Source organism: ANME-2 cluster archaeon (assembly GCA_019429385.1).
In the GTDB taxonomy this organism is placed as follows: Archaea; Halobacteriota; Methanosarcinia; order Methanosarcinales; family Methanocomedenaceae; genus Methanocomedens_B.
This window is the reverse complement of sequence record JAHYIS010000018.1, coordinates 22,092-45,360: the sequence shown is the minus strand read 5'-3', so window position 1 is coordinate 45,360 and position 23,269 is coordinate 22,092. Positions and strand designations below refer to the sequence as shown.

Below are 23,269 nucleotides of genomic sequence, written 5' to 3'. Positions count from 1 at the left end.
GTGCCTGGGGTACTACATCACCGAACTGTACCAATGCATCGTGCCATAACGGTGGCTGGATGCATAATGATAGTCTCACCAAACCCGTGCTTGTGCTTGAGAATACGACTCTGTGTACCGGTTGTCACGATGGGGTGAGCTATCCTGTCACTACTGGTGCAAAAGAACAACACAACGGTTCGGTCAACTGTACCGAATGCCACTTATCGGTCAAGCAGGACATTCATGGTGTAAAATACCTGCAAACGGATGATACATACAGCACATCCAATATCAGCGCAGTTAACTGTGTCCGCTGTCATAGCAACAACGCCACCCTTTCCAACTTCACTCCCACCCGGCCGCTCGTTGCCAATACCAGCAGCATGTTCGCACATAGCGATAACCTCAATAACGGCAGCCGGTGGAATAGCACTGTTTACTGGAACACCACCAACGAAGCCTGCGAATACTGTCACAACGATACCAAGCACAGTATTACTGCTATCGGGACTATCGAGAGTATCCGTAATGGCCAGGCACTGAACACAACACTTACCAGCGATGATATCTGGTGCGGTGGCTGTCACGAACAGGGTGCCGGTAACTATAACGGCACCCAGTGGACTCCGGTACCACCAACGATCACAAATAACAACATCGGGAACACCACCGCCTGGGATGGGTCTGGCCTGTCATGGTACGACCACTCGTTCATGGGTAGTACCTTCAATGACACCACCTGCCAGCCCTGTCACGGCAGCCTGTTATCTGGTTCACCCACTACGAAAGAATTCGTGCATAGAGTAGCAGTTGGCAGTTACGGTGCAGACTGCATCAGCTGCCACGACCTGGGTGGTTCAGCCCCCAAGATCAATTTCACGGTAATGAACGATTCACTATCAATTCACCAGAATATCCAGAATTCAAGTGAAATCAATAATCCGTATGGTACGGTCAATGACACCAACAAGATCTGCTGGGCCTGTCACATCGACAACGGCACCTATCCTTCCACGCTAACGTCCCACGCTGACCGACTCGGTGACTTTAACGGCATTGAACCCTATACCTGTGAAGAATGCCACGTAGGTACTAACATACCTGCTAACCTTTCTGGAGCAGGTATCATTCCTGCAGTAGTTGAGCATTTCTATAGCGGTGCCGAGCTCAAAGCAGGGAACAGCACCGATAACATGTCGTCCTGTATGGTATGCCATAACCTCACCGAGATGAAATTACTGAGCATCGGGCCAGCAGGAGCAGATCCGGCCGACCGGACCAATGATAGTTACCTTATCGCCCACTATGGCAAAAAGAGAACAGACCTTCGTACCTGGTCGGGTGGCGTGAATTGCAGTTACTGCCACCAGGCAGGGTCAGCGTTCAACAGTACCGGCATAATGGTGAATCCTACATTCAATGCAAGTGTTCCCGAACATAGTCTGAATGCCGGTGCCTGGGGTACTACATCACCGAACTGTACCAATGCATCGTGCCATAACGGTGGCTGGATGCATAATGATAGTCTCACCAAACCCGTGCTTGTGCTTGAGAATACGACTCTGTGTACCGGTTGTCATGACAACCTTGGATATCCTGTGGTAACAGGGGCAAAAGAACCACACAACGGTTCGGTCAACTGTACCGAATGCCATTTGGCCGTTAAGCAGGACATTCACGGCGTCAAATACCTGCAGCAAGATGGCACAAATTTCACCACATCCAATGTCAGTGCAGTGAATTGTACCACCTGCCACCAGGGAGCCGGGTTGTTTGGTGCACCCACCCTTGGTCCCCTATCCCACAGCAATGTCAACAGCGGCCAGAGATGGGATAATTACTGGATAGACAATCTAACCGGCTGTATTTACTGCCATAACGATACCAAACACACTCCAGATGCTCTAGGTAATCTGGAAGTTCTGAGAATTGAACCTGTGGACTTCACAGGTATGATATGTTCAGCTTGCCACTATAATGATTCAAGCTCTGTTTATTATAATAATGTCACCAAATATCTGGTTCCAATGCCCCCAGAGATCTTGAACGGTACCAGCTGGAACGGTACCAGTACCGACTATTTCAATCATTCCCTTTCCGATTATACTGATGCATCCTGTAAATACTGTCATCAGAACACATCTTCAGTACCCACAGACACACCAGAAATGGCACATGATGTCTACAGTGGTGACCTGACAAACTGCACTCTTTGTCATGATATCGGTAGTCCGGGGGCAACCACGCATATTGATATCAGTAACCTTAGTATGCACAGGAATGCGAACAGCAGTGATGGTATTAATGTAATATCGAACCTTGATTGCCAGGAATGTCACAATGACACTGCTACCATGTTACCGGGACAGGTACCGGCACGCAACTGTACGGAATGTCATGTGGATAATGTAACCCTAAACATGCCTGGCAACCGCATTGTATCCAATCACAGACCAGCGGCAAATATATCCACAACCGTGGACTGTGAAGCATGTCACAGGAACAGCCTTAATGCATACAGCCCTCTGTCGACCACAGACAGTGATGCAAGTAACATTTCTCATTATGGGACCAATACCAGTCTTATCAACACCAGTAATTGTGTGAACTGTCACATGCTCACCGGTATTAACATCACCTGGGGCAATGCTCCTCCCGTGTCAGCCCATAACAGGACCGGGAACTGTACAAGTTGTCACTCATCCACCGGGCTGCAAGTAACTGATTTCCATAATATTTCCCTTGAAAAACCACTGGCAAACACCTGTGTTAAGTGTCATACGAACCAGACGAATGTTACAAAATATAATCTGCCCGGACTTGTCCAGACCCATTATCCGGATGCACCCGCCAACAAAGCAAATACTACCAATATCAGCGCAAATACCTGCGAATTATGCCATAATGTAAGTACAGCACCCACAGGTGCACTGCATAATTCCACGTTCCAGCGAAATAATATCAACGGTGTCAATGGCACGTGTTATGAATGCCATTCCCCTGCAGGGTCATTTACCTATAAAGCAGCACATGTGAACCATATCGATATACTCATCCATGATAACCTGTCCAGCGCACTGGTGGTCAACTGTACCTCATGCCACAACGTTACAGGTACCGGTATTTTCCACTATGCCCAGTGGCCGATGGGTGAAGTACAGCAACCTTCATGGGCAGGATGGACCAACGGCAGCAAGGTAAACTGTACGGACTGCCACGTCGCATATAACAACTCAGCCCCATTCTATGCCCCGCCACCCACCCACAGCCCTGGATATACCCTTGATGGCTGTATCCAGTGCCATACCCAGGCGAACAACTCTACCGACCCCGCATATCCGGTGGAGCTTCATAATGTCTCAGGTGGGGACCCTACCAATTGTATAGGGTGTCATAATGAAGGCAATGACCCCACGGGAAAAACACCTCCCGTAAATGTATCTGCACTGGAAGCAGGAATCCATGAGAACCTGAACAGCGCCAATACCTCCAATGATACCAACCTGGCATGCTATGCCTGCCACTGGACAGGAACAGCGCCACCGGCCCATCCAAAGAAAGATGTATATACACCAAAGATTTGCGAGGACTGTCACGGCACCACAATATCCTTCTTCTCAGCACCCCCGGTCGCAGAGCACAGACCGGGAGCCCTGGATGTCGAGACCAATTCTACCAATGCATCATGTATCGTATGCCATAACAACAGCGTGAATACGACCGTAAGTAGCTATGCCAATATTTCAGACAGGGTATCACATTACGGCACAACCCAGAACCTGCTATCCGGAGTGCTGAATAAGACGCAGAACTGCACCTACTGCCATTACACCATTGCCAATAATACAACATGGGGCAGCCCAATGGACCCGCGTGTCACTATCATCAACTTCAACCATTCAGTCTACACTAATAATACCGATTGTTACTACTGCCATGCAGGCAACCAGACACCAGTAAATTTCCATGACGAGGCAGTAACCGGAGGTGCAGGCAAGGACTGTGTATCCTGTCACGATATAGGCGGTGCAGCCCCCACACCAAAGTGGCTGGATGTCTCGGCCATGAACAGTCGTAATGATATACACTACGACCTCAACCGGGTAGCTATTGCCACCACTACCCTCAATCCCAACAATGTGAGGTGCTGGGCCTGTCACGGGGATGGCGATGGTACAGATGCTGCCCAACCCACCGGACATCCTGCAAATTACAATGCACCCAAGAACTGCAACAATAACAGCTGCCATGCGGTGAGCCAGTCTATCTTCGGCGAACCCATGGTGTATGAGCATTTCAGATACGTGGAGACTATTGATGAGGATATAGAGACCACAGCCGGATGTGACGTGTGCCACAAGAACAGCTTACAGAGCCATAATGACAACGACGTGAAATCAGATGTTGCACTGGTATCACATTACGGTTCAACGCAAGAGCTGATCAATTCGTCCAGCTGTATCTACTGCCACCTGGATGAGGATAACGGAGAAAAATGGGGTAATGCACCTGACCCGACCGACAATGTTACCACACTGTCAGAGACCGAGCGGGAAGCCACACTTTTCATGGGTGAGAAATGGAATATTGGCAACAAGTACATGATATTCTTTAATGATATCTCAATCGATGGCGAAACCGCTTATGTCCAGTTATTCCATGATGAAGAACTGATCAATGAAAGTTTCATACATAATGGCGAAAGTTATGTGTTCCACGACGAACTTACGGATATAGACGGCCATGAGATCAAATCCATCATCGTATCGGTCAATGTCACTGCAGTATTCAGGGGCAACGAAGGAACAAACCTGATAATGGTAAAAGGCAGGACACTGAAGCGCATACATTCAGAATGGGTCGATGAATCATGTTATGCCTGCCATGTTGACAACTATACCAGTGAACACCACAGGTATCTTGTAATCGATAAGGATGATGACTACACATATTATACAGAATTGCTCCTGGACTTTGAAGAGGATGATATCAACCAGAGAGTCCTGACCCCAAGACAGGAGAGCAATATTGTAATTTCAAAAGGTCATAGTAAATCGTGGATATTTAACGGTTATAATTTCACTGCCAAAGATGTGGAAATTCATGACGAAACCGCGTTCATCAACTTTGAAGTCAATGGCCAACAGATTGAAGAAGATACGTATGATGCAGGTGACAGGATAGAATATAACGAAGACCTTATTGTCAACCAGCATACCGTTGAAGATGTAGTATTATTCAGGGCAGACGTGGAGCAGGTGTTCCATGGATTTGAAGCTGATGCAGTAATGCTGACCAATGTAAGAATACTGTCTAACCTTGCAGATTTTATTGATAACGACGAGAAGATTGGCGGTTACAATGTTAGTTGGCTGCAGATTAATCATACATTCTTTACAGGCGGCGCTCCTGAGAACCTGCATGTTCCGCCCCTTAACGATGGTGTTGACGGCGGACCGGATTGCGTCCTGTGCCATGATGTGAGCGCGAATTTCGGTATTGCCACGGTGGATGCTATATCCACTCAGCTGGGAGGTCATGCACTCCTCAATGAGAATGCCAACAACAAGACCAGACTCACTGATGAGATCGACAAAGCCTGCTGGGCATGTCACGGAGATGGGACCGAGCCCGAAACCCATCCCGCAGACTACCTGTTCCCGAGAGAATGTAAATCATGCCATGTGCAACTGGTAAAGCCAGACTTTGATGCTGTCAGTATTGCAGACGTACCCCACGGGGAAGTGGAAGATTGCAGTCAGTGCCATTCATCCAGGACCGAATTCCATGTAATCAATGTATTCGAGGCCACTCCACAGATAAGTTCTATTAAGGTCACTCCCCAGATTGCACGCAGCGGTGACCGTATTGTGGTTAATTTCAGTGCCATATCCGGATGGAAAATGTACATAAGGAATATGGAATACTTCATTGGTGAAGTGGGACAATCAGGAACCGGCATACGGGTAAGACCAAATGATGACGTTTTCGATGAACAGGTGGAAGAGGGTACCTTTACCATTGATACCACAGGCTGGGAGCGCGGAACATATGTGATATATGTACACGCCATGGAACGTGATAATGACTGGGGACCAGTGCAGGCGGTCATGTTCTCAATTGAACCCGAACAGCATATGATCCCGTGGTGGATAGTGTATACAGTTCTTGCTTTCACAGGTTTCGTGATATTGCTGCTATGGAGTGGAATACTGGAAGCACCCTTTATCAAGGGCGATATAACGGTATTACCACCAAAGGTTAGACGTGGGCAAAGCGTCCGTATACATGCTACAGCAGTAGCAAGTCCCTTCCGCAATATTGCTGATGCTGAAATATTCCTGGATAGAGACGGTGAACCCGGTACCGGAATTGCTATATACCCTGATAGGGGTCATTTTGGAGAAAAACATGTGTATTTATTCGGTAATATAAACACCACAAACATAGCACCCGGGATTCATACTTTGCATGTAAGGGCTATGGAAAACAGTGGAAAATGGGGTAGTCTGCAGACTGTTACCTTTGAAGTAGAAGAATGATTCCAAATAGTAAATTACCGGAATTATTGTATATCGAAAAAGTTGCCAAGACTATTCCAAAACCCATACTTATTCTATTGGCCGTCTAGAATGACTCAACCAATTCTTTTATCATTTCAATAACAAGCAACGCATCTTCACGTTTCACATCCACTTCATTGTGGATAAAGTAGTCAATTAAAGTATCTTTATCAGATTTTGGAATGTGGCCGTTTTCCACACATCTTTTAACAATAGCTGCGAAGGTCCGGTCAGGATAGTACATGGAGCGTGCTGTTTCCAGGAGCACATTACTGAGGTCGTGGGCAATCGCACCCTGTTCCACTGCACGCTCAAGGGTTACCCTGATATTGACCAGGGGGATTGACAGCGCCTCAAGAGTTTCGGGATGGAACGTGACAGCCACTTCATCATCAGATTCAATAACACCGTCACGGTACCATTCATAGATACGGCCTACCCCAATCATGTTGTATGTATCGAGTTCAGATGCTCTCAGTGCCCCCATACTGCAGCCACCCACCACGGTCACACCTGCCCTCAGGGCACGGAGAATCTCCCTGTGGGCCACTGCCGCCCTGTCAAAAAAGATACCATCTATTATTCCGATGATATCCGGAGTGCTTTTATCCAGCAGGATGTTAATATCGTTCCTCTTGACAGGCGGCCGGTAATCTGCATCCAGCACCAGTCCTGCATCTTCCCAGGAAAGACTGGTACCCGTGAATACAACGATATGCGTCATGCCCCGGGCCGCCTGAAAGTGCGTTTCTCCCCGGGCTTGCGACCCAGTCGCATCCGTTTTCCTTTGCGTTCCCTGTCAAGGGTATATTGTTCAAAAGTGGGCAACACGGCCCTTATAACAGGAATATTAACTGAAGCACTGGACAGGTTGGCTATAACAGCATGGGGTACTATGCCCCTTAGCATTTCAAGGATGGAATTGATGTTCCCGGCGGGTGTGTCAGTTGAGATGTCTTCAATGTCAGAAAGTGATACGGTATCCCCGGAATCCTGATACCAGTAGCGGTTGAGCCGTTTCATAGCATCGTAGCCAAACGTCCTGACCACAGATTCCCTGTCAGTATCCTCACGGGCGCCGTGTATCTGCACCACTCTGCTCTGTGCGGCCTCTGTCAATGCTCTGGATACTGCGATATCGGGTTTAAGGTGCGAGCCTGCGCCCATAACAAGAAGGGCCGGGTCTTTCAGCACCGGATCATCCAGGGCGCATACGACCGTAGGCAGTCCGATATCATGGTTAAGCAACCACACTTTAGCTATGATGCCGGCTGTATCGAACTTCTGCTTGAGTTCATAGACCAGCCCGTCTTCGGGTGTAAGTATGATTTCCCGCCCCGGATTCTTGTTGAACTCGGCAATGCTCAGTGCATCGCGTTCAATCACTTCCATCAGCCCGTGCAGCACTGCCTCTTCCATGGTATTGCCTGAGGCCAGCCCGTTGGTGTTGCTGCGGAACACCTGGGTGGCACCATTTGATGGATTATAAGGATGGTACACGGCATTGGAGGGGACAAGGATACTCTGTTCACTCAACAGGTCATATCCTGCCACCCATTCCAGCCGGGTGTTCTTCATCATGCGCTCGGCCAGCAACAGGTCTGGAGGATAGATAGAGTTCACTTTTTGGGACAGATTTTCATAGGTGTCAGTGATGGTGGGCCTGGCTTCCTCAGCATCAATGTTTGCACTTGTGTGAGGTTGTTCGGCATAGCACCTCTCCACGCTTTCCATGATAGCAGATATCCTGGCCTGGGTCTGGTCAGCACCTTTACCGCTGTAAATTGAAATTGCACCATCGGCAGCACTTGGCCTGATAGCAGAGAACACAGGAATGCCCACACGGTCAAGGTCTGTAATATCGGCTATACGGGTAACTCCCACCTTATCCAGTATACCGGTGACATTCTTCAGGGTCTCTTCAGCACTAAATACTCTCTGGGTGCCGCTGGCATATTGTACTTCAGGATCAAGTATAATCTTCATGTTCAATCCTGCGCTTTCGTTTGTAACGGTTATATATCTTGCGATGAATAAGGTCGGTCATAAATGGAACATACATTCAATTTCGGACGCTTCATTTCCATCTCTACGGTGGACTGGCATGGCAGGAGCGCCTCGGTGCTCTTCTCAAGAGGCTGCCAGTTCGATTGTCCATACTGCCAGAACCATGCATACCTGACAGGCAGGGATGACAGGACAGTTGAAGAACTGAGCTCTCAAATATCCAAAGCAGTACCCTATATAAGTGCGCTTGTGTTCAGTGGTGGTGAGCCAACCATGCAGCCAGATGCGCTGGCAGACCTTGCGCGATATGCAAAATCAAAGTCGCTGGAAATTGGTATTGAGACCAACGGGTTTGCTTTTGATGTAATTCGCACAATGGTCAATGAAGGTTTACTTGATAAGGTATTCCTTGACATCAAGGCGCCATTGGATGACCCGGCACACTATGCAAAGGTCACGGGAACCGATGAAAACATGGGTGCACGGGCAGTCAGCAGTGCGGCAGAGACATTGAAGATGTGCCTGGATGAAAAGGTCGAGGTTGAGGTGAGGACCACGGTGTTTAAGGGGTTGGTCGGTGCAGAGCAGGTTTTACAGATAATGAGTTACCTTGACAACAATACTTCAGGTAACCTGACATATGCTATCCAGCAGGGCATACCGGAGAATACACGCAACCTGAAGGATGCTAAGATCTTTAGCAGGGATGAGTTGGTGGAGATGGCCAGGACAATGAAGCCAGAAAAAATAAAACATATCAGGATTCGTACACGAGAACAGGGAGATGAGTTGATACTATGAAGATCATTGCCTTTGTGGGCATGCCGGCTTCCGGAAAGGGTGAGGCCGCTGAAGTGGCAAAGAACATGGGGTATCCTGTGGTGAACATGGGTAATGTTATCAGGGAAGAAGTGGAGCGCCTTGGTTTGGAACCTACGGACGGGAATCTGGGCGGCACCGGCACCAGGCTGCGACAGGAAGAAGGTTTATCGGCCATTGCCAGGCGGTGCCTTCCTAAACTGCGGGCGTTTGCCACAGATACTGCCGTAGTGGACGGGGTGAGGAATATCGAAGAGGTGCACCTGTTCAAGGAAGAGTTTGGGGATGACTTTTTGCTGATAAATATCGACTCATCCACGAAGAGCAGACTTTTACGGATACAGATGCGTGGCAGGTCAGACGACAGACTGATGGATGCAGCAGCACTTCACATCAGGGATGAGCGTGAACTGGGATGGGGCATGGGTGAATCCATCAAGAATGCTGATATGACAATTGATAACAATGGTTCACTTGAAGAGTTCAGGGACAAGGTACGCAAGGTCATTGGTGAGAGTCGATGATAGAAGTGGAGGTTTGGGCGCAGGTTCATCCCACAGAGGATGAGGACAGGGTTCGTGCGGCCATTGAGAACATCTTCCCGGGACTGGAATATCAATTTGAAGAAAGGGACGGGATGACTTCGCGGCTTGTAGGCAGAGGAGACAAGGATTGCCTGACCCTGTTGCATGAACTGTTACGAAGCCGCAAGATACTGGATACGGCACGCACGAATTTGCGGATTGAAGACGGGATTGTGACATTCAGGTTGAATAAACAGGCAGCTACTACCGGTAAGGTGAGCTTTCCGGCAGATGATGAAACATTGGGGAGCATATGGGTGGAAATAAAAGCGGATAATGGCAGGATTGTGGAAAAGGTCGTGGACTGGCTGGCCCCCCCTACCGAAGAGGGGCATCCATTGTTCGAGATTGAATTGTAGACATCACATTTATATAATGATAAACCCACTTAGGTACTCATCACGATAGAGATAATTTCATCAAAGTTTGGTGAATATCACAAATATATCAAATTAATATTATAATCGGAGGAACAAGTTTGGCAAAGAGAAGTCCAAGAAAGGTAGACGGCTGGAAATCCAAGCAATGGTACAGTATTGTCACGCCTGAAATGATGGGGCAGCAGGAAATCGGCGAAACACCTGCCAGTGACCCGAAACTATTAATGGGTCGGGTTATTGAGATTACCCTTGGAGATGTCACAAATGATATGTCCAAACAGAATGTGAAAATGTCTTTGATGATAGACCAGGTGGGCGGAGATTCTGCCTATACCAAGTTCATGGGCCATGAGCTAACCAGGGATTATCTCAGGTCACTGATAAAACGCCAGACATCAATGATAACTTCATATATGGATGTAATGACAAAGGACGGTTACACGATAAGGATAAAACCGACCTGTTTCACAATCAAGAGAGCAAAGTCCAGCCAGATACAAGCAATCCGCCATATCATGACCATGATAGTCCGGAGAAGAGCACAGCAGCTGGATTTCAATACATTTATCCAGGATGCTGTCCTGGGCAAACTTTCTGCACAGATATACAGGGATGTAAAGGGTGTGTATCCATTAAGACGGGTAGAGATACTGAAGACCCGTGTACTGAGCGAACCTGCAGGGATTGAAAAGCCTGTTATACTCAAACCTGAGGTCAGTGCTGAACCTGTAGTAAATACCGATTCTGAAGTGAATGCCGAGGTAACCTGAGCCCGGCATTCTATAATTTTCTTTTAGTGTTGCGTCGTTAATTCTATTTCGTTTTTTCATTGCCTGATACGTTTTCAAATCTGTCAGAAATACTTTTCAATCCTGTATCTTATTTGCTTCCACCATTGCTTTTCGTGCATCTGCCTTGCGTTTTTCAACCATGCATATATTGGCGCATTCGATAAGTTTCTCTTTAGGAGGTGTCTTGCCGGCCATCCTGTATGCCTCTAAACCACTGGACACCAGACCCCACTCGAAACAGGAGTCCCCGCATATCGCAAGTTCTTGTGCTGTCGGTGTTTTACACACTTTATCATATGCCTCAAGACCGTCCTGTAACTTACCCCCTTCAAAACACTTAATGGCACAATTAACGAGTTCTTCTTCAGGAGGAGATACGTTTGCAATTTCATATGCCTTTAAACCATGGGCAAGTTTTCCTTCCAGGAGACACTTCCTGCCAGTGGCAATGAGTTTATCATGTGGGAGGGGTATTCCCATTGCTTTTGAACCATCTATGGCAGAATATATCTGGCCGTCTTCAAGATACTTTGCTAGCCAGCCGATAAGCAATTCTTCAGGCAGCTCAATTCCTACAACCTTTGCACCCTCAATGGCCCTTGCTATCCAGCCGTTTTCAAGGTACTGGAAAATATATCCTTTCAGTTCATCTTCTGATAGTGGTCTACCTCCGAGTTCAGCAGCTTCAATAGCTTCAGCCATCCGTCCCTTCTCAAGACGCTCTTTTATATATGCGATAAGTTTTTCGTCACTCATGATTTTATACATACCGTTAATCCTACAAATGATTATCCAGTCTCATTTTTTAGCAAAGTAGGTATTCACAGGGTCAGCTGTACCAGACTAACAATACTGTTAGTAATAAAATACTGTTAGTAATAATAGAATCTCCAATGAACTGTTTATCATACAAGCTTTGATAAAGTAGTCGTTTTATGGCTCATAAGACATTATTAAAGGTTAATGTCAATAGCAAAGTTCAAAGCTTTTATGGATTGTGGTTTTCCTGTAGGAGTTATATTTCTTGCAGAGGGGATGGCACATCCTACTGAAAAACTTTTCTGCGAACTTATCCAGCAGGCCCGGAAAGGCGAAACCATCACATTTTCAGAACAGGGCTGTCCCGTGGGCGCCTATGTGCTGGGTAGGGATGCCCCCAGGCCCGATGAATACTACTTCAATTCAGGCAGGTACAGGAACAAAGAATCCGCTGTCCGGGCAGCAGAAGCATTACCCAGGCTCGAGGCGCGATATAGGTCGGTCCAGCTCTTTCCCCTTATAGAAAAAATACCCGATTTTGATATACTGCTGCTATTCCTCTCACCTGAGAAGGCTATGCGACTGGTGCAGGCATTCTCCTACCATGATGGACAGCCCCTGACATTTATCACTGGTGGCACGGCTTCTATCTGCGGGGACTGTACAGCTGCGCCTACCAATACCGGCCGAATAGGTGTTTCCCTTGGTTGCAAGGGTTCGCGCAAGCATAGCAAGTATGGGGAAAATGAATTGATAGTCGCTGTTCCCTTCAATCTATGCAAAGAAATCTGCGAAGGACTTTTAGCCATCCCAGGGACTTTTGATTAATCAATCCGCAACCTTTAATTAATAACACGCCATATTTGTAATGCATCTCAAAATTGAGAGGGCATTATGGAAAACATATCAGCTTTAAAGAAACTGGCGCAATTAGGTGGAATTGATGAAATTGTATTATTATCTTCCCCCGAATTTGCCCAATACATATCATCAAGCCCACAGACAGCTTCAAGGCGACTGCAGGCCCTTGAACAGGCAGGTTATATCACCCGCAAGATAGAACCATCAGGTCAGAAGGTAATTATCACGAAACAGGGGCGTAAGGTACTGGAGGCTGAGTACATGGAATACCGCCGGATATTCACCCAACCGCCCACACACATAGAACTTACCGGTAAGGTCATTACCGGTCTGGGTGAAGGGCAGTATTACACCACCCTGAAAGGTTACCATGACCAGTTTGTCAGATTATTGGAATTTGAGCCCTATCCCGGTACATTGAACATAAAACTTGAAGGCGAAAGTGTTGGATGCCGGACCATGCTGAACCTGAAGGACGGCATAGTTATTGATGGATTTAACAGCAAGAACCGGACCTTCGGCGGTGGGCGTTGTTACCCGGTTACGTTGGGGAATGGGACAAAAGGTGCCATAATGATTCCCGACAGGACACATTATCCTGAAGACATCATTGAAATAATATCCCCGGATAACCTGCGGGAACATTTGAAATTGAAAGACGGCAGCAAGATAACAGTAATTGTCGAATGAAAAATACATAACTCCTACATCACAGGTGAATAGAATGGAAACTCGAAATAATATAATGCAACAAGCGGTCGAGTCATTGAAAAATGGCAGGATGATACTTCTTTTTGATTCTGAAGACAGGGAAGGTGAGACTGATTTTGTAATTCCGGCCGACAGCACTACACCTCAACATATCTACCAGATGCGAAAGGATGGCGGAGGGCTCATCTGTGTCGCAATTCACCCCATTGCAGCCCAGATGCTGGGTCTTCCATTCTATGCTGACATTCTGCGCCATTCAAGCATTAGCGGCAATGGTAAAATACTGCGTAAACTGGTGGAAAAACAGGGTGATATCCCTTACGACTCAAAATCTTCATTTTCACTATGGGTAAATCACAGGGACACGTTTACCGGCATACCGGACCGGGACAGGGCACTGACCATTAGCCGAATGGGTAACCTTGTGCAGGATGCCATGGACGGAAAAGAGGTGGACATCTCAAATGAGTTCAGGTCTCCGGGCCATGTTTCCTTACTAAGGGCTGCCAGTGGTCTGGTACATGATCGAATAGGACAGACCGAACTTTCGGTGGTCATTGCACAGCTGGCCGGTATAACTCCCGCCATGGCCATATGTGAGATGCTTGATGGGGCAACGGGTCTGGCACTATCCAAAGCTGATGCACAAAAATATGCTGAAGGACACGGACTTGTATTCGTGGAAGGCAGAGATGTCATCCAGGCATACAACAATCCATTGAACCTGGATGACTAATTATATCGTATAATTATTACGTTGTTTCAATTTAAAATACAGGAATCAACTCTTTTTAAAGTTGATTCTTTTAAGCCGCTGGATGTTTTCGAGCATTTGCTTTGTTTCATCTACTTTTTCAAGCTCAAGCTGGCTGATTATAGAATCCATTTTCTTGTTCAATCGGTATACTTTGAATGGCCTTCCTTTTCCAGGTTTTTTCTCTTCCCTTACCATTATCCATTTAAGCCCTCTAAGTTCACGTACCGCCATACTTACCTCCGGTTGTCTCATGTCAGACGCAATCTCTATCTCACGGGACGTTACTTCATCCATATTTTTCAGAAAAGTAAGGGTTTTGGCAACATTTCGCTTCAACCCCAATCCTACCAGAGTATCTGCAAACTCTTCATCGCTCCCATCAAATACGCTAACTGATTGATTTCTCATATATTTTTTCACCTGAATATAACATTAAATAAATATATATATAACAGTATCTGGACGGTTGTATTATGTTTATACAGTTGATGGTAGAAATTCGATAAAAATAGAATTATGGAAAATATTATTCATCCTATCTTTTGAATTCCTGTTTAATGTGACCATATGTCCATAAAATTTATCTTCGTGTCAACGAGAACAGAGTTTAAAGGAAAAAACAGGGGAACCATCAGTAATATATTGAGTAAAGAAGACCCGGTTTTGCCTAATTAGGTACTTGGTATCGTTGAAGGATGCTCGTGATCAACTTTTATTCATATTGATATGTTTAAGCCGCTGGATGTTTTCGAACATTTGCTTTGACTCATCTACTTTTTCGTACTCAAGCTGGTTGATTATGGAATTCATGTCCTTTTCCAGGCGGTATAGCTTAAATGGCCTTCCCTTTCCCGGCTTTTTTTCTTCCCTTACCACTATCCATTTAAGCCCTTTCAGTTCACGCACAGCCACACTAACCTCAGGTTGTCTCATATCAGAGCCAATCTCTATCTCCCGGGACGTTACCTCATCACCATTTTTCAGATACGTAAGGGCTTTGGCAACATTTCGCTTCAATCCTAATCCCATCAAAGTTTCAGCAAATTCTTCATCGCTTACATCAAAAACACTAACCGATTGATTTTTCATAAATCAATTCCTCCTTATATCACATTAAAATAATATAAAATAAATGTTTCTATTCTGCGCAGGCATGTTTTTAACTCTGTGAACAGATATTCGATCAATATACATTTACAGGAAAAGATGTTCATTTTGATTCACCAACGAATATTCCCTTATTGTTGCAGGTTCCTTAAAAGATATTTCTTCTCATTTACCAGCAATGTTACCTTATCTTCTCTTGATTGTTGTTTCACAAGCAGTTTATCATCGATTTCAATGGTCAGGTCACCATCATAACCACTTCGTTTTAATGTATCCAGAACAGCTGATGTTTGTGGATTCCTCACAATATGACCAGGTAAATGAGGGGTGCCGTTTTGCACATCACCAATATGGACATTAACGATCCGCTCACCCAGTTGTCCAATGAACCCAATGGCATTTTCAACATCTACCTGCAGTGCATGAGGGATGTCCAGGGTCATCATCAGGTCAGGGTACTTTTCCAGCACCTTCGCCATCTGCACAGGTTCGTGGCACATACTCTGCACCCTGGGTGTAAGATTCTCCAAAGCCATGGTGATACCTGCATCAACTGCATACCTGGTAGTAACGGTAAGATAGTGATAAAAACGGTCCCAATCTTCAGGGGTGGGCGGCCGGTGTACTGTCCTGCTGCCAGGATGTACGGTCAGCACAGATACATCCAGTTTCCTTGCAAGGTCAATTGCCCATAGGGTCTCCTTAATGGTAACCTCACATACATGTTCATTATAGGATGATGCGTTCAGGTCAAGTATCGGGGCATGCACAGTACAACGCTCGGTCAGAACAGATATTGCATCCCTGAGATTTTTTACTGCCCTGTCTTCATGGCGCTGTCGCCAGAAATCCGGCGTCTCTGCCCAGAACTCGACATTCTCGATCCCTGCTTCGATCAGTATTCCGATACTATTTTCAATCCTATAATCCCACAGGAAAAGCGACGAACATGAAATTCGCATTTATATCTCCTTTACCTGCCTCAGGTCAACAGCTACGCCCCTGCTGGAGCGAACCATTTCGTCCCCTCCCATCAATGCCCTGCCCACACCTATTGCACGATTGCCCATGACAAGAACCTGGTCGGAAGGCCGAATTTCAGGGTCTGCATCTACAACACCCGGTGCCAGGAGCGTCCCTCCCGGCACGAAATCATCGATATGGACCTGGTAGGTTCCCAGTTCAACGAGCCTGCGTCCCCCTTCAAGAGTAGGTATAAGGGTACCTGTACTGGGATTCAACGTTGCAAGCTGGGTGCGTCCGTCAAATACCTGGTGTTTGGGAAACGGTGCCTTAATGGTGGCATTATCAGGCACCAGTAGCTTCCCTGCACCCGTGCCAAATTGATAATCTGCAATAGAGCGAAGCATGTTTGCAGTAATATCCTGCTGCTTGCGCAGGGAGTATCCTTCTTCATTCACTATATCTCTCACTGTTTCGCCCAGTTTCTTTAATGACTGGTTTGATGTAATGCTCCCCTCACCGTTTGCCGTATAGAGTATGTCAATTCCCAGTTCATGAGCCATCGACTCGCAGATATCCCTGTAGGCCCCGTCCACGTGGGCGATCATATGGGAATATCGATTTTTTCCCAGGTAGTCGAGCAGGCAACCGCCGACCCATGAGCGCTCTTCAAGGTCCCAATGCCCTGTAACAGGCGTGTCGTAATGGGCGGCCGGATATACCAGTTCCAGTTCACGCGGTACAATACCTAACGGTGATGTGATGATCACTTCATTTATTGCCCGCCTGTACTTGCCCAAAGCACGGCTGAAATACTGGTGGCTGTTCGATATTGAGTATGGTTTACGTGCTGAACAGGGCAGGAGCAAAAGGATGTTATTATCGGGCGACTGGAAGCGTTCCTGAACACGGCGGGCAAATCTTTTGACCTCTACTCTATTCAGGGATTCTGCAGAATTGGTGTACATGGTACTGCGGTGATAGGTGTGCGTGCGCTGTTCAAGATATGAATATTCCTGGTCTGTGAGGCGCAGCAGTGCAGTAAGCCACGGGTCACTGCGGCATTTCCCTTCTACATATTCCCGCAGATGTCCGTCCCTTATGTGTTGAACTATGATACGTTTCTCTTCTTCAAGCCTGGTTTTGTTATGCCGTGCGACCAGTTCACCACGTTGGGCTGCATCCATTTCATTTAATTCATCGACACTGGTATTGCTGCATACATTGCACCTGCATGGCAGTTCCACCAGGTCTTTGAGCCTGTATTCGCCGCCAGGCATCATGTAGATGTCATTAAATCCCTTTACTACAGCAAGGGTATCATCAACTACATCAACGCCCATGTACACCAGCATCCCTATATTTTCGGGCGTGGCCATAGCAGGAGCGTACAGGGCAGTATCAGGCGGGGTATGATTCCTGATGTAAATGATACTCTCCATAAGTACTCTGGGATTATGCTCCATCTGTTTTGCAGCGCCCAACACATACAGGTCGGCGGGTGATATGTCAGGGTATGCAGGGTGTATAATCCGGCCTACTGCCCCCTGCCAGCTGTCCCATACCCGCATGGATTCCCTGGCAGATCCCACCATTCTTTTTACTCTTTCTCCCCCTGCATGCAATGGCATGGACTTATCAGGTAATATTACCAAAGTGCCATCTTCAACATCACCAGGTGCGAGGGTATTATGCCCCCAGGGACTACCGGCATACACTATAGGGTACCCTGATACCACTTCCAGTATCATCGGAGTGGAATGGGACTCCTTTAACAGCAACTTGCCCGTGCGGGCTGCACCATCATGTCTTGTAACTTCAAAATATCTCGTCATCTGGATTCAATATGGTATTATTGGTGTTCATTATCGCTCTTACGTTGCTCTTCTTGTAGACATAAAGTATAACTTTGTGTACTCAAGTTAATCCGACCGCAGGGAGGATTTTCTTGTACTCATATGCCGCTTTTACGCTAGATATGTATTCATTCTTTCGTCGTCCCATATGTTCTTACCTGAATAATAGATTATGGCAGGTATTCATGGGAAAATCTTATTGATATTCAGTCATTATTCTATCCAGATGCCTGATAGTCAATACAAGCTGCCATTGCTTCCACCAAATGTATATTCGATACAGGATGCAGGGAGCACCAGACTGGCCACGGTGAATATGGTACCCGGTACCCGGGTATATGGTGAAAAAGTAGTGAACCGAAACGGCATTGAATACCGGCTGTGGTCTCCCCGCCGCAGTAAACTGGCTGCCATGATTGAAAAAGGAATGACTATTCCTGTTACTCCTCATTCCAGGATATTGTACCTGGGTGCGGCCTCTGGCACTACTGCCAGCCATCTTTCGGATATCGTGTCATGTGGGATGGTATTTGCAGTAGAGTTCGCCCCGCGTGTAATGCGCGACCTTATCGGTGTGTGCAGCCGGCGCCAGAACATGGTCCCCATCCTTGCCGATGCTACAAGACCTGTATTGTACAAAGCCATTACAGGGCAAGTGGACCTGATATACCAGGATGTTGCCCAGAGGGACCAGGCGGGAATAGCCAATGTCAATGCCAGGGAGTGTTTAAAACCCGGCGGGTATCTCATCATGGTCATAAAGGCTCGCAGTGTTGATAGCACTGCCAATCCTAAACAGGTATTTTATCAGGAACTGGAAAAATTAGATGAAGAATTTGAAGTAGTTGACAAAAAAGGATTGGAGCCTTTCCACCGGGACCACCTGGCTCTGGTGGCACGAAAGAGGAATCATGAACAATTTGCTTCTGATGATACGAATTGTCTGTAAATTGTCCTAATCTTGTTTTCTTTTCTCAGTATATTCCGCCAGAATACTCCCATTGCCAAAAGGCAGACAAATGAAATAATCAATCCAACATAGTAAAATAAATTGACTACTGGATGTATTACAGCAGGTATTTCAATAGCAATTAACTCTATCATTTCAATGATAATGTGGAAGCCTATAGATAATCCAACAATAATTCCCATAAGCGAAAACATCAGGAAATTATTTTTCATGAACTTTTCATCAAGGAATATTTTTGCCTTAAGTACCGTGACGTCAGTCTGATTCCATAATCTCCAATTTGAATATAATAATAAAATTAACAAGACAATTAATAGCAAAGACAAAACAAAAAATAGATATTCAGAGAAAATCATCATAATCACGTTTTTTGTATAAAAGGTTTTTAAGCAAACACTCTATATATAGTTTTCAGTAATATTTTTTTCAAAAGACACAAATTGTTTTCAATTTCACAGTTTAATGAAATGATTATTTGGATGAACTCGATATGTTGAATAAAAGGTAAAAAACAAGTGGTATATACAAAAAGAGGTACATAAAAGGAGTTAGAGATTCAATGAAATGTCCATAAAATGAATATTGTATGAATTATATGTCCATAAAAGAAATTATTCCCTGAATGTTATCTCCATACAATAGTAATTCTATCCTTGTATAGCTTATATTTATTTACTGTCATAATTCACATACGACCCGCTAATACAGATTATCAAAAAATCTTTAACCTAAGCATTATATTTCATACCCAGGTCGATACAGGAGTCAGTACATGCCAGTAATCACATTATATTACGAAGATATTGAGGCACTAACAGGAACAGACAGGGACACATTTATTAAAAGAATACCCATGATCGGGGCCGACATCGAACGCATTGAAGATGACCATATTGACATCGAGTTCTTTCCTGACAGGCCTGACCTGTACAGTCCGGAAGGCGTTGCCAGGGGTATGAGAGGTTTTCTGGGTATTGAAACCGGACTACCTGAATATGAAGTGAACCCTTCTGATATCGCGATTACGCTGGATGATGAAATAAAGCGCATACGGCCATTTCTGGGTTGTGCCGTAGTACGAGGGCTGAAATTCAATGATTATAGTATTGAGAGCCTGATGGGACTGCAGGAAGACCTGCACTGGGGCCTTGGACGGGACCGCAAGAAAGTATCTATCGGCATCCATGATATCAGCAAGGTAGCACCCCCTTTCAGATACGTGGCTGCTGACCCGGGTTTTAGTTTCGTTCCCCTGGATTTCGATGTGCCAATGACCATGCAGGAAATTCTGGAGAAGCATCCAAAAGGCATGAAATATGCTCATCTCATGGATGGATTTGAAAATTATCCCCTTATCCTGGACAGTAAGGACCAGGTACTCTCCTTCCCCCCCATAATCAACGGAAATCTGACCAGGGTCGAACATGAAACTCATGACGTGTTCATTGACGTTACTGGATTGGATAGGAATGTATATACTGCCCTTAACATCGTGGTCACCTCACTGGCCGAGCGGGGTGGGACCATCGAGAGCGTAACCGTCAATAATAGTATAGAAGGGACGGCTACCATGCCAGACCTGAGGCCCGGCGAGTGGGAACTGGATATGGATGAAGTACGTTCTCTTGCAGGTTTTACCCTCACACCTGAGCAGATCGTGGAAAACCTTCAGAAAATGCGGTTCGGGGCATCAGTTCATAATGAACGCATTAAGGTCAAATCACCTGCATACAGGGCTGATATCCTGCATACCTGGGACCTGATAGAAGACATCATCATAGGATATGGCTATGACAATATCTCACCTTCCATACCTGAAACATTAACTGTGGGTCAACAGCATCCCATTTCCATTAAGAAACATGACATTATGCAGATACTGGTGGGGCTTGGATTTAACCAGGTGATGCCTTTCACACTTACCAGCGAAAAGGTACATTATTACAATATGCTGCGCGCTCCGGACGGTAAAGCTACACCTGTCAAACATCCTATCAGCGAGGACCAGACCATGCTAAGGACCACTATCCTGCCAAACCTGATGGAGATTCTTTCACTGAACCAGCACCGTGAACTTCCCCAGCGTATCTTTGAAGTGGGCGATGTTGTTGTGGATGGCATCACGACACAGAAGTTAGCGGCTGTGAGCATTTATCATGCAGCTAATTTCACTGAGATAAGGGCAGTCGTAGATGCTGTTATGCGGGAGAGGGGGATAGAGCATACCATTGACAGCACCGATGATCCCGCTTTCCTTGATGGCAGGCGGGCAGCCATACTTGTTGACGGCAGGGAGATAGGCGTACTGGGTGAGATACACCCAGAGGTCATCTCTCATTTCGGGCTCCAACAGCCGACCATAGGGTTTGAGATGGTGGTATGAAGGTCATTGATATCTCAATGACGATTCGTCCTGATATGGAAATGTATCCCGGTGAACCGGGGCCTGTGATAACCCGGATATCAAAGCTTGAGAGTGGGGACCCGTACAATGTTTCACAGTTGACACTTGGTACCCATACCGGCACCCATGTTGACCCGCCTCTTCACTTTATTGAGGGGGGTGCAGGTATCGATGATATGCCAATGGACATGCTTGTTGGGTCTGCCAGAGTGATTGACCTCTCCCACATCAGAAATGATATCGGACCTGCTGATATTGGCTATGTGGAACCTGGCGAGATAGTATTGTTAAAGGGAAAAAATAGTGGAATAAGGTTAACAACAGCGGCTGCTCAATATCTGGTAGATAGTAGTGTCAAAACTGTAGGGACAGATGCGCTATCCATTGGTACGACCGGGGAAGAATATGAAGTACATACCATGTTATTGAGTGCAGATATTGCTGTAATCGAAGGCCTGGTGCTGTCTGCTGTGGAGGCCGGACAATATCTCTTTGTATGCTTGCCGCTAAAGGTTGAACATGGAGACGGTGGCCCGGCCAGGGCTATACTTATTAAGAAATAAAAAAAAGGAAAACAAGTATTCGGGATTAGCCGAATACGAGTAACGAGTTTATTGTACCTACAGCCAGTTTACTGGCATCGGGAGTCATACTTAAAGATACAATTTTTGTTCCGTACTGACTTTCCAGAGAATAACTGGATTGTTCATCTCCTGCCAGATCATACATTCTAAGAACCCGTTCCTCACCAATAATCACATATTTTGCATCCTTCGAAATACCGATGACACCTACATTACTGGCCATCTGTTTCATCCATTTTACATTGCCATTATTATTCTCAAGCAGGTATACTTTATTTTTGAATGAATAAGAATCGGCTTCGTTAAATGGTTTTGTCAGTATGTAATCACCGTACTTTGAAATTTCAATCTCAACAGTATTTATGTCCAGTACTCGCTCCCAGTTCTTGTTACCATAACTGTCAAAAGAATATACCTTGTTAGTATCAGTCAGAACAAAGATATTTTTACCATCATCTGATAATTTTACGTCTCGAACATGTCCAGAAACACTCTTATACCAGATTTGATCGCCATAATTTGTCAAATAGTAAATTTTGCTATCTGAAGTTCCCATTATTATGTTATCACCGTTTACTGAACTATCGAAATCCAGCACTTTTATTGTGTTTATGCTTGGTTTCCATGACCACAACTCAACTCCATATGTATTCACACTATTCAATTGTGGTGATCTTTCGCCACCCTGTATAACAACGCCGGAGTCCAATACCTCAATTGTATTAATAAGACCTCCAATGGTATAGGTTGTGAGTTCCACCCCATTATTGTCATAAATATTGAAGAAATACTTATCAGCAATAGCTATATAGTTCCCATCATTTGATACTGAAATATGATTGGCATTGTTCCACGCCAGGTTTGAAAGCACATTTTTTGTCGGCGTTTTTATTATGACCTTCTGGGTGGATAGACCAGCAATGTAGTTACCATCATCTGAGATGTCCACTTCTTTTATTCGTATCCTGCTGCTCCAGGTCCAGGTGGGAGCACTTAATAGCTTTACCGGATCAACATTCTTTGTCACCTGTTGTGTTGCAGTTGCCTGGGGGGTGGATGTCGAAGTGGCAGTACCGGCTGGCGTTGACACAACATAAGGATCCACACATCCAGATATAACGATTGAAATTGCAAGCAATGTCAACAATATAATCAATATTTTCCTCATATC

General features: G+C 45.8%; 20 protein-coding genes. 11 read left to right on the top strand and 9 right to left on the bottom strand.

What is annotated here, in order from left to right; genetic code table 11:
* Positions 1-59 precede the first annotated feature (59 nt).
* Positions 60-6,524, top strand: a complete 6,465-nt coding sequence (locus tag K0A89_07505) for a hypothetical protein (protein ID MBW6518332.1) — start codon at positions 60-62, stop codon at positions 6,522-6,524.
* An 85-nt stretch (positions 6,525-6,609) separates the two neighbouring features.
* Here K0A89_07505 and K0A89_07500 read toward each other — a convergent pair whose 3' ends face one another.
* Together K0A89_07500 and K0A89_07495 are read right to left on the bottom strand one after the other, a co-directional pair.
* Positions 6,610-7,269, bottom strand: a complete 660-nt coding sequence (locus tag K0A89_07500; protein MBW6518331.1) for a TfuA-related McrA-glycine thioamidation protein — start codon at positions 7,267-7,269, stop codon at positions 6,610-6,612.
* Entirely contained in the window at positions 7,266-8,531 is a 1,266-nt protein-coding gene (locus tag K0A89_07495; protein ID MBW6518330.1) for a YcaO-related McrA-glycine thioamidation protein, read from the bottom strand. The genes K0A89_07500 and K0A89_07495 overlap by 4 nt, the downstream gene beginning before the upstream one ends.
* 63 nt (positions 8,532-8,594) lie before the next feature.
* Here K0A89_07495 and K0A89_07490 point away from each other — a divergent pair, with 63 nt between their 5' ends.
* The 4 genes from K0A89_07490 (at position 8,595) to K0A89_07475 (ending at position 11,105) form a co-directional block, all read left to right on the top strand.
* Positions 8,595-9,353, top strand: a complete 759-nt coding sequence (locus tag K0A89_07490; GenBank protein ID MBW6518329.1) for an anaerobic ribonucleoside-triphosphate reductase activating protein — start codon at positions 8,595-8,597, stop codon at positions 9,351-9,353.
* Entirely contained in the window at positions 9,350-9,895 is a 546-nt protein-coding gene (fliE, locus tag K0A89_07485; GenBank protein MBW6518328.1) for a flagellar hook-basal body complex protein FliE, read from the top strand. Before K0A89_07490 ends, fliE begins: the two co-directional genes overlap by 4 nt.
* Positions 9,892-10,314, top strand: a complete 423-nt coding sequence (locus tag K0A89_07480; GenBank protein ID MBW6518327.1) for a hypothetical protein — start codon at positions 9,892-9,894, stop codon at positions 10,312-10,314. Before fliE ends, K0A89_07480 begins: the two co-directional genes overlap by 4 nt.
* Positions 10,315-10,433: 119 nt before the next feature.
* On the top strand, positions 10,434-11,105 hold the full coding sequence (locus K0A89_07475) for a 30S ribosomal protein S3ae (protein ID MBW6518326.1): 672 nt from the start codon (positions 10,434-10,436) through the stop codon (positions 11,103-11,105).
* Between the two features lie 96 nt (positions 11,106-11,201).
* On the opposite strand, the gene K0A89_07470 is transcribed toward K0A89_07475, so the two are convergent.
* Complete coding sequence (locus K0A89_07470; protein ID MBW6518325.1) at positions 11,202-11,882, bottom strand: hypothetical protein; 681 nt, start codon at positions 11,880-11,882, stop codon at positions 11,202-11,204.
* Between the two features lie 207 nt (positions 11,883-12,089).
* Between K0A89_07470 and K0A89_07465 the strand changes: the two genes are divergently transcribed.
* From K0A89_07465 to ribB, 3 genes are all read left to right on the top strand, one after another.
* Positions 12,090-12,713, top strand: a complete 624-nt coding sequence (locus K0A89_07465) for a DUF169 domain-containing protein (GenBank protein ID MBW6518324.1) — start codon at positions 12,090-12,092, stop codon at positions 12,711-12,713.
* Between the two features lie 66 nt (positions 12,714-12,779).
* Positions 12,780-13,436, top strand: a complete 657-nt coding sequence (locus K0A89_07460; protein MBW6518323.1) for a DUF120 domain-containing protein — start codon at positions 12,780-12,782, stop codon at positions 13,434-13,436.
* A gap of 34 nt (positions 13,437-13,470) precedes the next feature.
* Positions 13,471-14,193, top strand: coding sequence for a 3,4-dihydroxy-2-butanone-4-phosphate synthase (gene ribB, locus K0A89_07455; GenBank protein MBW6518322.1), 723 nt, complete (start codon positions 13,471-13,473; stop codon positions 14,191-14,193).
* A gap of 45 nt (positions 14,194-14,238) precedes the next feature.
* Here the strand turns inward: ribB and K0A89_07450 are convergent, their stop codons facing one another.
* The 4 genes from K0A89_07450 to K0A89_07435 all read right to left on the bottom strand — a co-directional run bounded on the left by K0A89_07450 (position 14,239) and on the right by K0A89_07435 (position 18,119).
* Positions 14,239-14,622, bottom strand: a complete 384-nt coding sequence (locus tag K0A89_07450) for an ArsR family transcriptional regulator (GenBank protein MBW6518321.1) — start codon at positions 14,620-14,622, stop codon at positions 14,239-14,241.
* A gap of 297 nt (positions 14,623-14,919) precedes the next feature.
* Positions 14,920-15,303: an ArsR family transcriptional regulator gene (locus K0A89_07445; protein ID MBW6518320.1), complete on the bottom strand. Its 384-nt coding sequence runs from the start codon at positions 15,301-15,303 to the stop codon at positions 14,920-14,922.
* A 149-nt stretch (positions 15,304-15,452) separates the two neighbouring features.
* Positions 15,453-16,283 (bottom strand): sugar phosphate isomerase/epimerase, encoded by an 831-nt coding sequence (locus tag K0A89_07440; protein MBW6518319.1) that lies wholly within the window; start codon positions 16,281-16,283, stop codon positions 15,453-15,455.
* Positions 16,284-18,119, bottom strand: a complete 1,836-nt coding sequence (locus tag K0A89_07435) for a DUF5591 domain-containing protein (protein ID MBW6518318.1) — start codon at positions 18,117-18,119, stop codon at positions 16,284-16,286.
* 247 nt (positions 18,120-18,366) lie between these two features.
* Here K0A89_07435 and K0A89_07430 point away from each other — a divergent pair, with 247 nt between their 5' ends.
* On the top strand, positions 18,367-19,089 hold the full coding sequence (locus tag K0A89_07430) for a fibrillarin-like rRNA/tRNA 2'-O-methyltransferase (GenBank protein MBW6518317.1): 723 nt from the start codon (positions 18,367-18,369) through the stop codon (positions 19,087-19,089).
* Here K0A89_07430 and K0A89_07425 read toward each other — a convergent pair.
* The gene (locus tag K0A89_07425) at positions 19,050-19,415 is read right to left on the bottom strand and encodes a hypothetical protein (protein ID MBW6518316.1); all 366 of its coding nucleotides are present in this window, start codon (positions 19,413-19,415) and stop codon (positions 19,050-19,052) included. The genes K0A89_07430 and K0A89_07425 overlap by 40 nt on opposite strands.
* A gap of 467 nt (positions 19,416-19,882) precedes the next feature.
* Between K0A89_07425 and pheT the strand changes: the two genes are divergently transcribed.
* Together pheT and K0A89_07415 are read left to right on the top strand one after the other, a co-directional pair.
* Entirely contained in the window at positions 19,883-21,493 is a 1,611-nt protein-coding gene (pheT, locus tag K0A89_07420; GenBank protein ID MBW6518315.1) for a phenylalanine--tRNA ligase subunit beta, read from the top strand.
* Positions 21,490-22,077, top strand: coding sequence for a cyclase family protein (locus K0A89_07415; protein MBW6518314.1), 588 nt, complete (start codon positions 21,490-21,492; stop codon positions 22,075-22,077). Before pheT ends, K0A89_07415 begins: the two co-directional genes overlap by 4 nt.
* A 25-nt stretch (positions 22,078-22,102) precedes the next feature.
* Here the strand turns inward: K0A89_07415 and K0A89_07410 are convergent, their stop codons facing one another.
* Complete coding sequence (locus K0A89_07410) at positions 22,103-23,188, bottom strand: hypothetical protein (protein ID MBW6518313.1); 1,086 nt, start codon at positions 23,186-23,188, stop codon at positions 22,103-22,105.
* Positions 23,189-23,269 lie beyond the last annotated feature (81 nt).

What these genes read in the sequence shown, in the direction of transcription:
- K0A89_07500 (MBW6518331.1), bottom strand. Translation starts at nt 7,269, where the DNA reads ATGACGCATATCGTTGTATTCACGGGTACCAGTCTTTCCTGGGAAGAT.
- K0A89_07435 (MBW6518318.1), bottom strand. Translation starts at nt 18,119, where the DNA reads ATGACGAGATATTTTGAAGTTACAAGACATGATGGTGCAGCCCGCACG.
- K0A89_07445 (MBW6518320.1), bottom strand. Translation starts at nt 15,303, where the DNA reads ATGAAAAATCAATCGGTTAGTGTTTTTGATGTAAGCGATGAAGAATTT.
- K0A89_07440 (MBW6518319.1), bottom strand. Translation starts at nt 16,283, where the DNA reads ATGCGAATTTCATGTTCGTCGCTTTTCCTGTGGGATTATAGGATTGAA.
- K0A89_07430 (MBW6518317.1), top strand. Translation starts at nt 18,367, where the DNA reads ATGCCTGATAGTCAATACAAGCTGCCATTGCTTCCACCAAATGTATAT.
- fliE (MBW6518328.1), top strand. Translation starts at nt 9,350, where the DNA reads ATGAAGATCATTGCCTTTGTGGGCATGCCGGCTTCCGGAAAGGGTGAG.
- K0A89_07495 (MBW6518330.1), bottom strand. Translation starts at nt 8,531, where the DNA reads ATGAAGATTATACTTGATCCTGAAGTACAATATGCCAGCGGCACCCAG.
- K0A89_07480 (MBW6518327.1), top strand. Translation starts at nt 9,892, where the DNA reads ATGATAGAAGTGGAGGTTTGGGCGCAGGTTCATCCCACAGAGGATGAG.
- K0A89_07505 (MBW6518332.1), top strand. Translation starts at nt 60, where the DNA reads ATGCATAATGATAGTCTCACCAAACCCGTGCTTGTGCTTGAGAATACG.
- K0A89_07415 (MBW6518314.1), top strand. Translation starts at nt 21,490, where the DNA reads ATGAAGGTCATTGATATCTCAATGACGATTCGTCCTGATATGGAAATG.
- K0A89_07460 (MBW6518323.1), top strand. Translation starts at nt 12,780, where the DNA reads ATGGAAAACATATCAGCTTTAAAGAAACTGGCGCAATTAGGTGGAATT.
- K0A89_07465 (MBW6518324.1), top strand. Translation starts at nt 12,090, where the DNA reads ATGTCAATAGCAAAGTTCAAAGCTTTTATGGATTGTGGTTTTCCTGTA.
- K0A89_07490 (MBW6518329.1), top strand. Translation starts at nt 8,595, where the DNA reads ATGGAACATACATTCAATTTCGGACGCTTCATTTCCATCTCTACGGTG.
- pheT (MBW6518315.1), top strand. Translation starts at nt 19,883, where the DNA reads ATGCCAGTAATCACATTATATTACGAAGATATTGAGGCACTAACAGGA.
- K0A89_07470 (MBW6518325.1), bottom strand. Translation starts at nt 11,882, where the DNA reads ATGAGTGACGAAAAACTTATCGCATATATAAAAGAGCGTCTTGAGAAG.
- K0A89_07450 (MBW6518321.1), bottom strand. Translation starts at nt 14,622, where the DNA reads ATGAGAAATCAATCAGTTAGCGTATTTGATGGGAGCGATGAAGAGTTT.
- ribB (MBW6518322.1), top strand. Translation starts at nt 13,471, where the DNA reads ATGGAAACTCGAAATAATATAATGCAACAAGCGGTCGAGTCATTGAAA.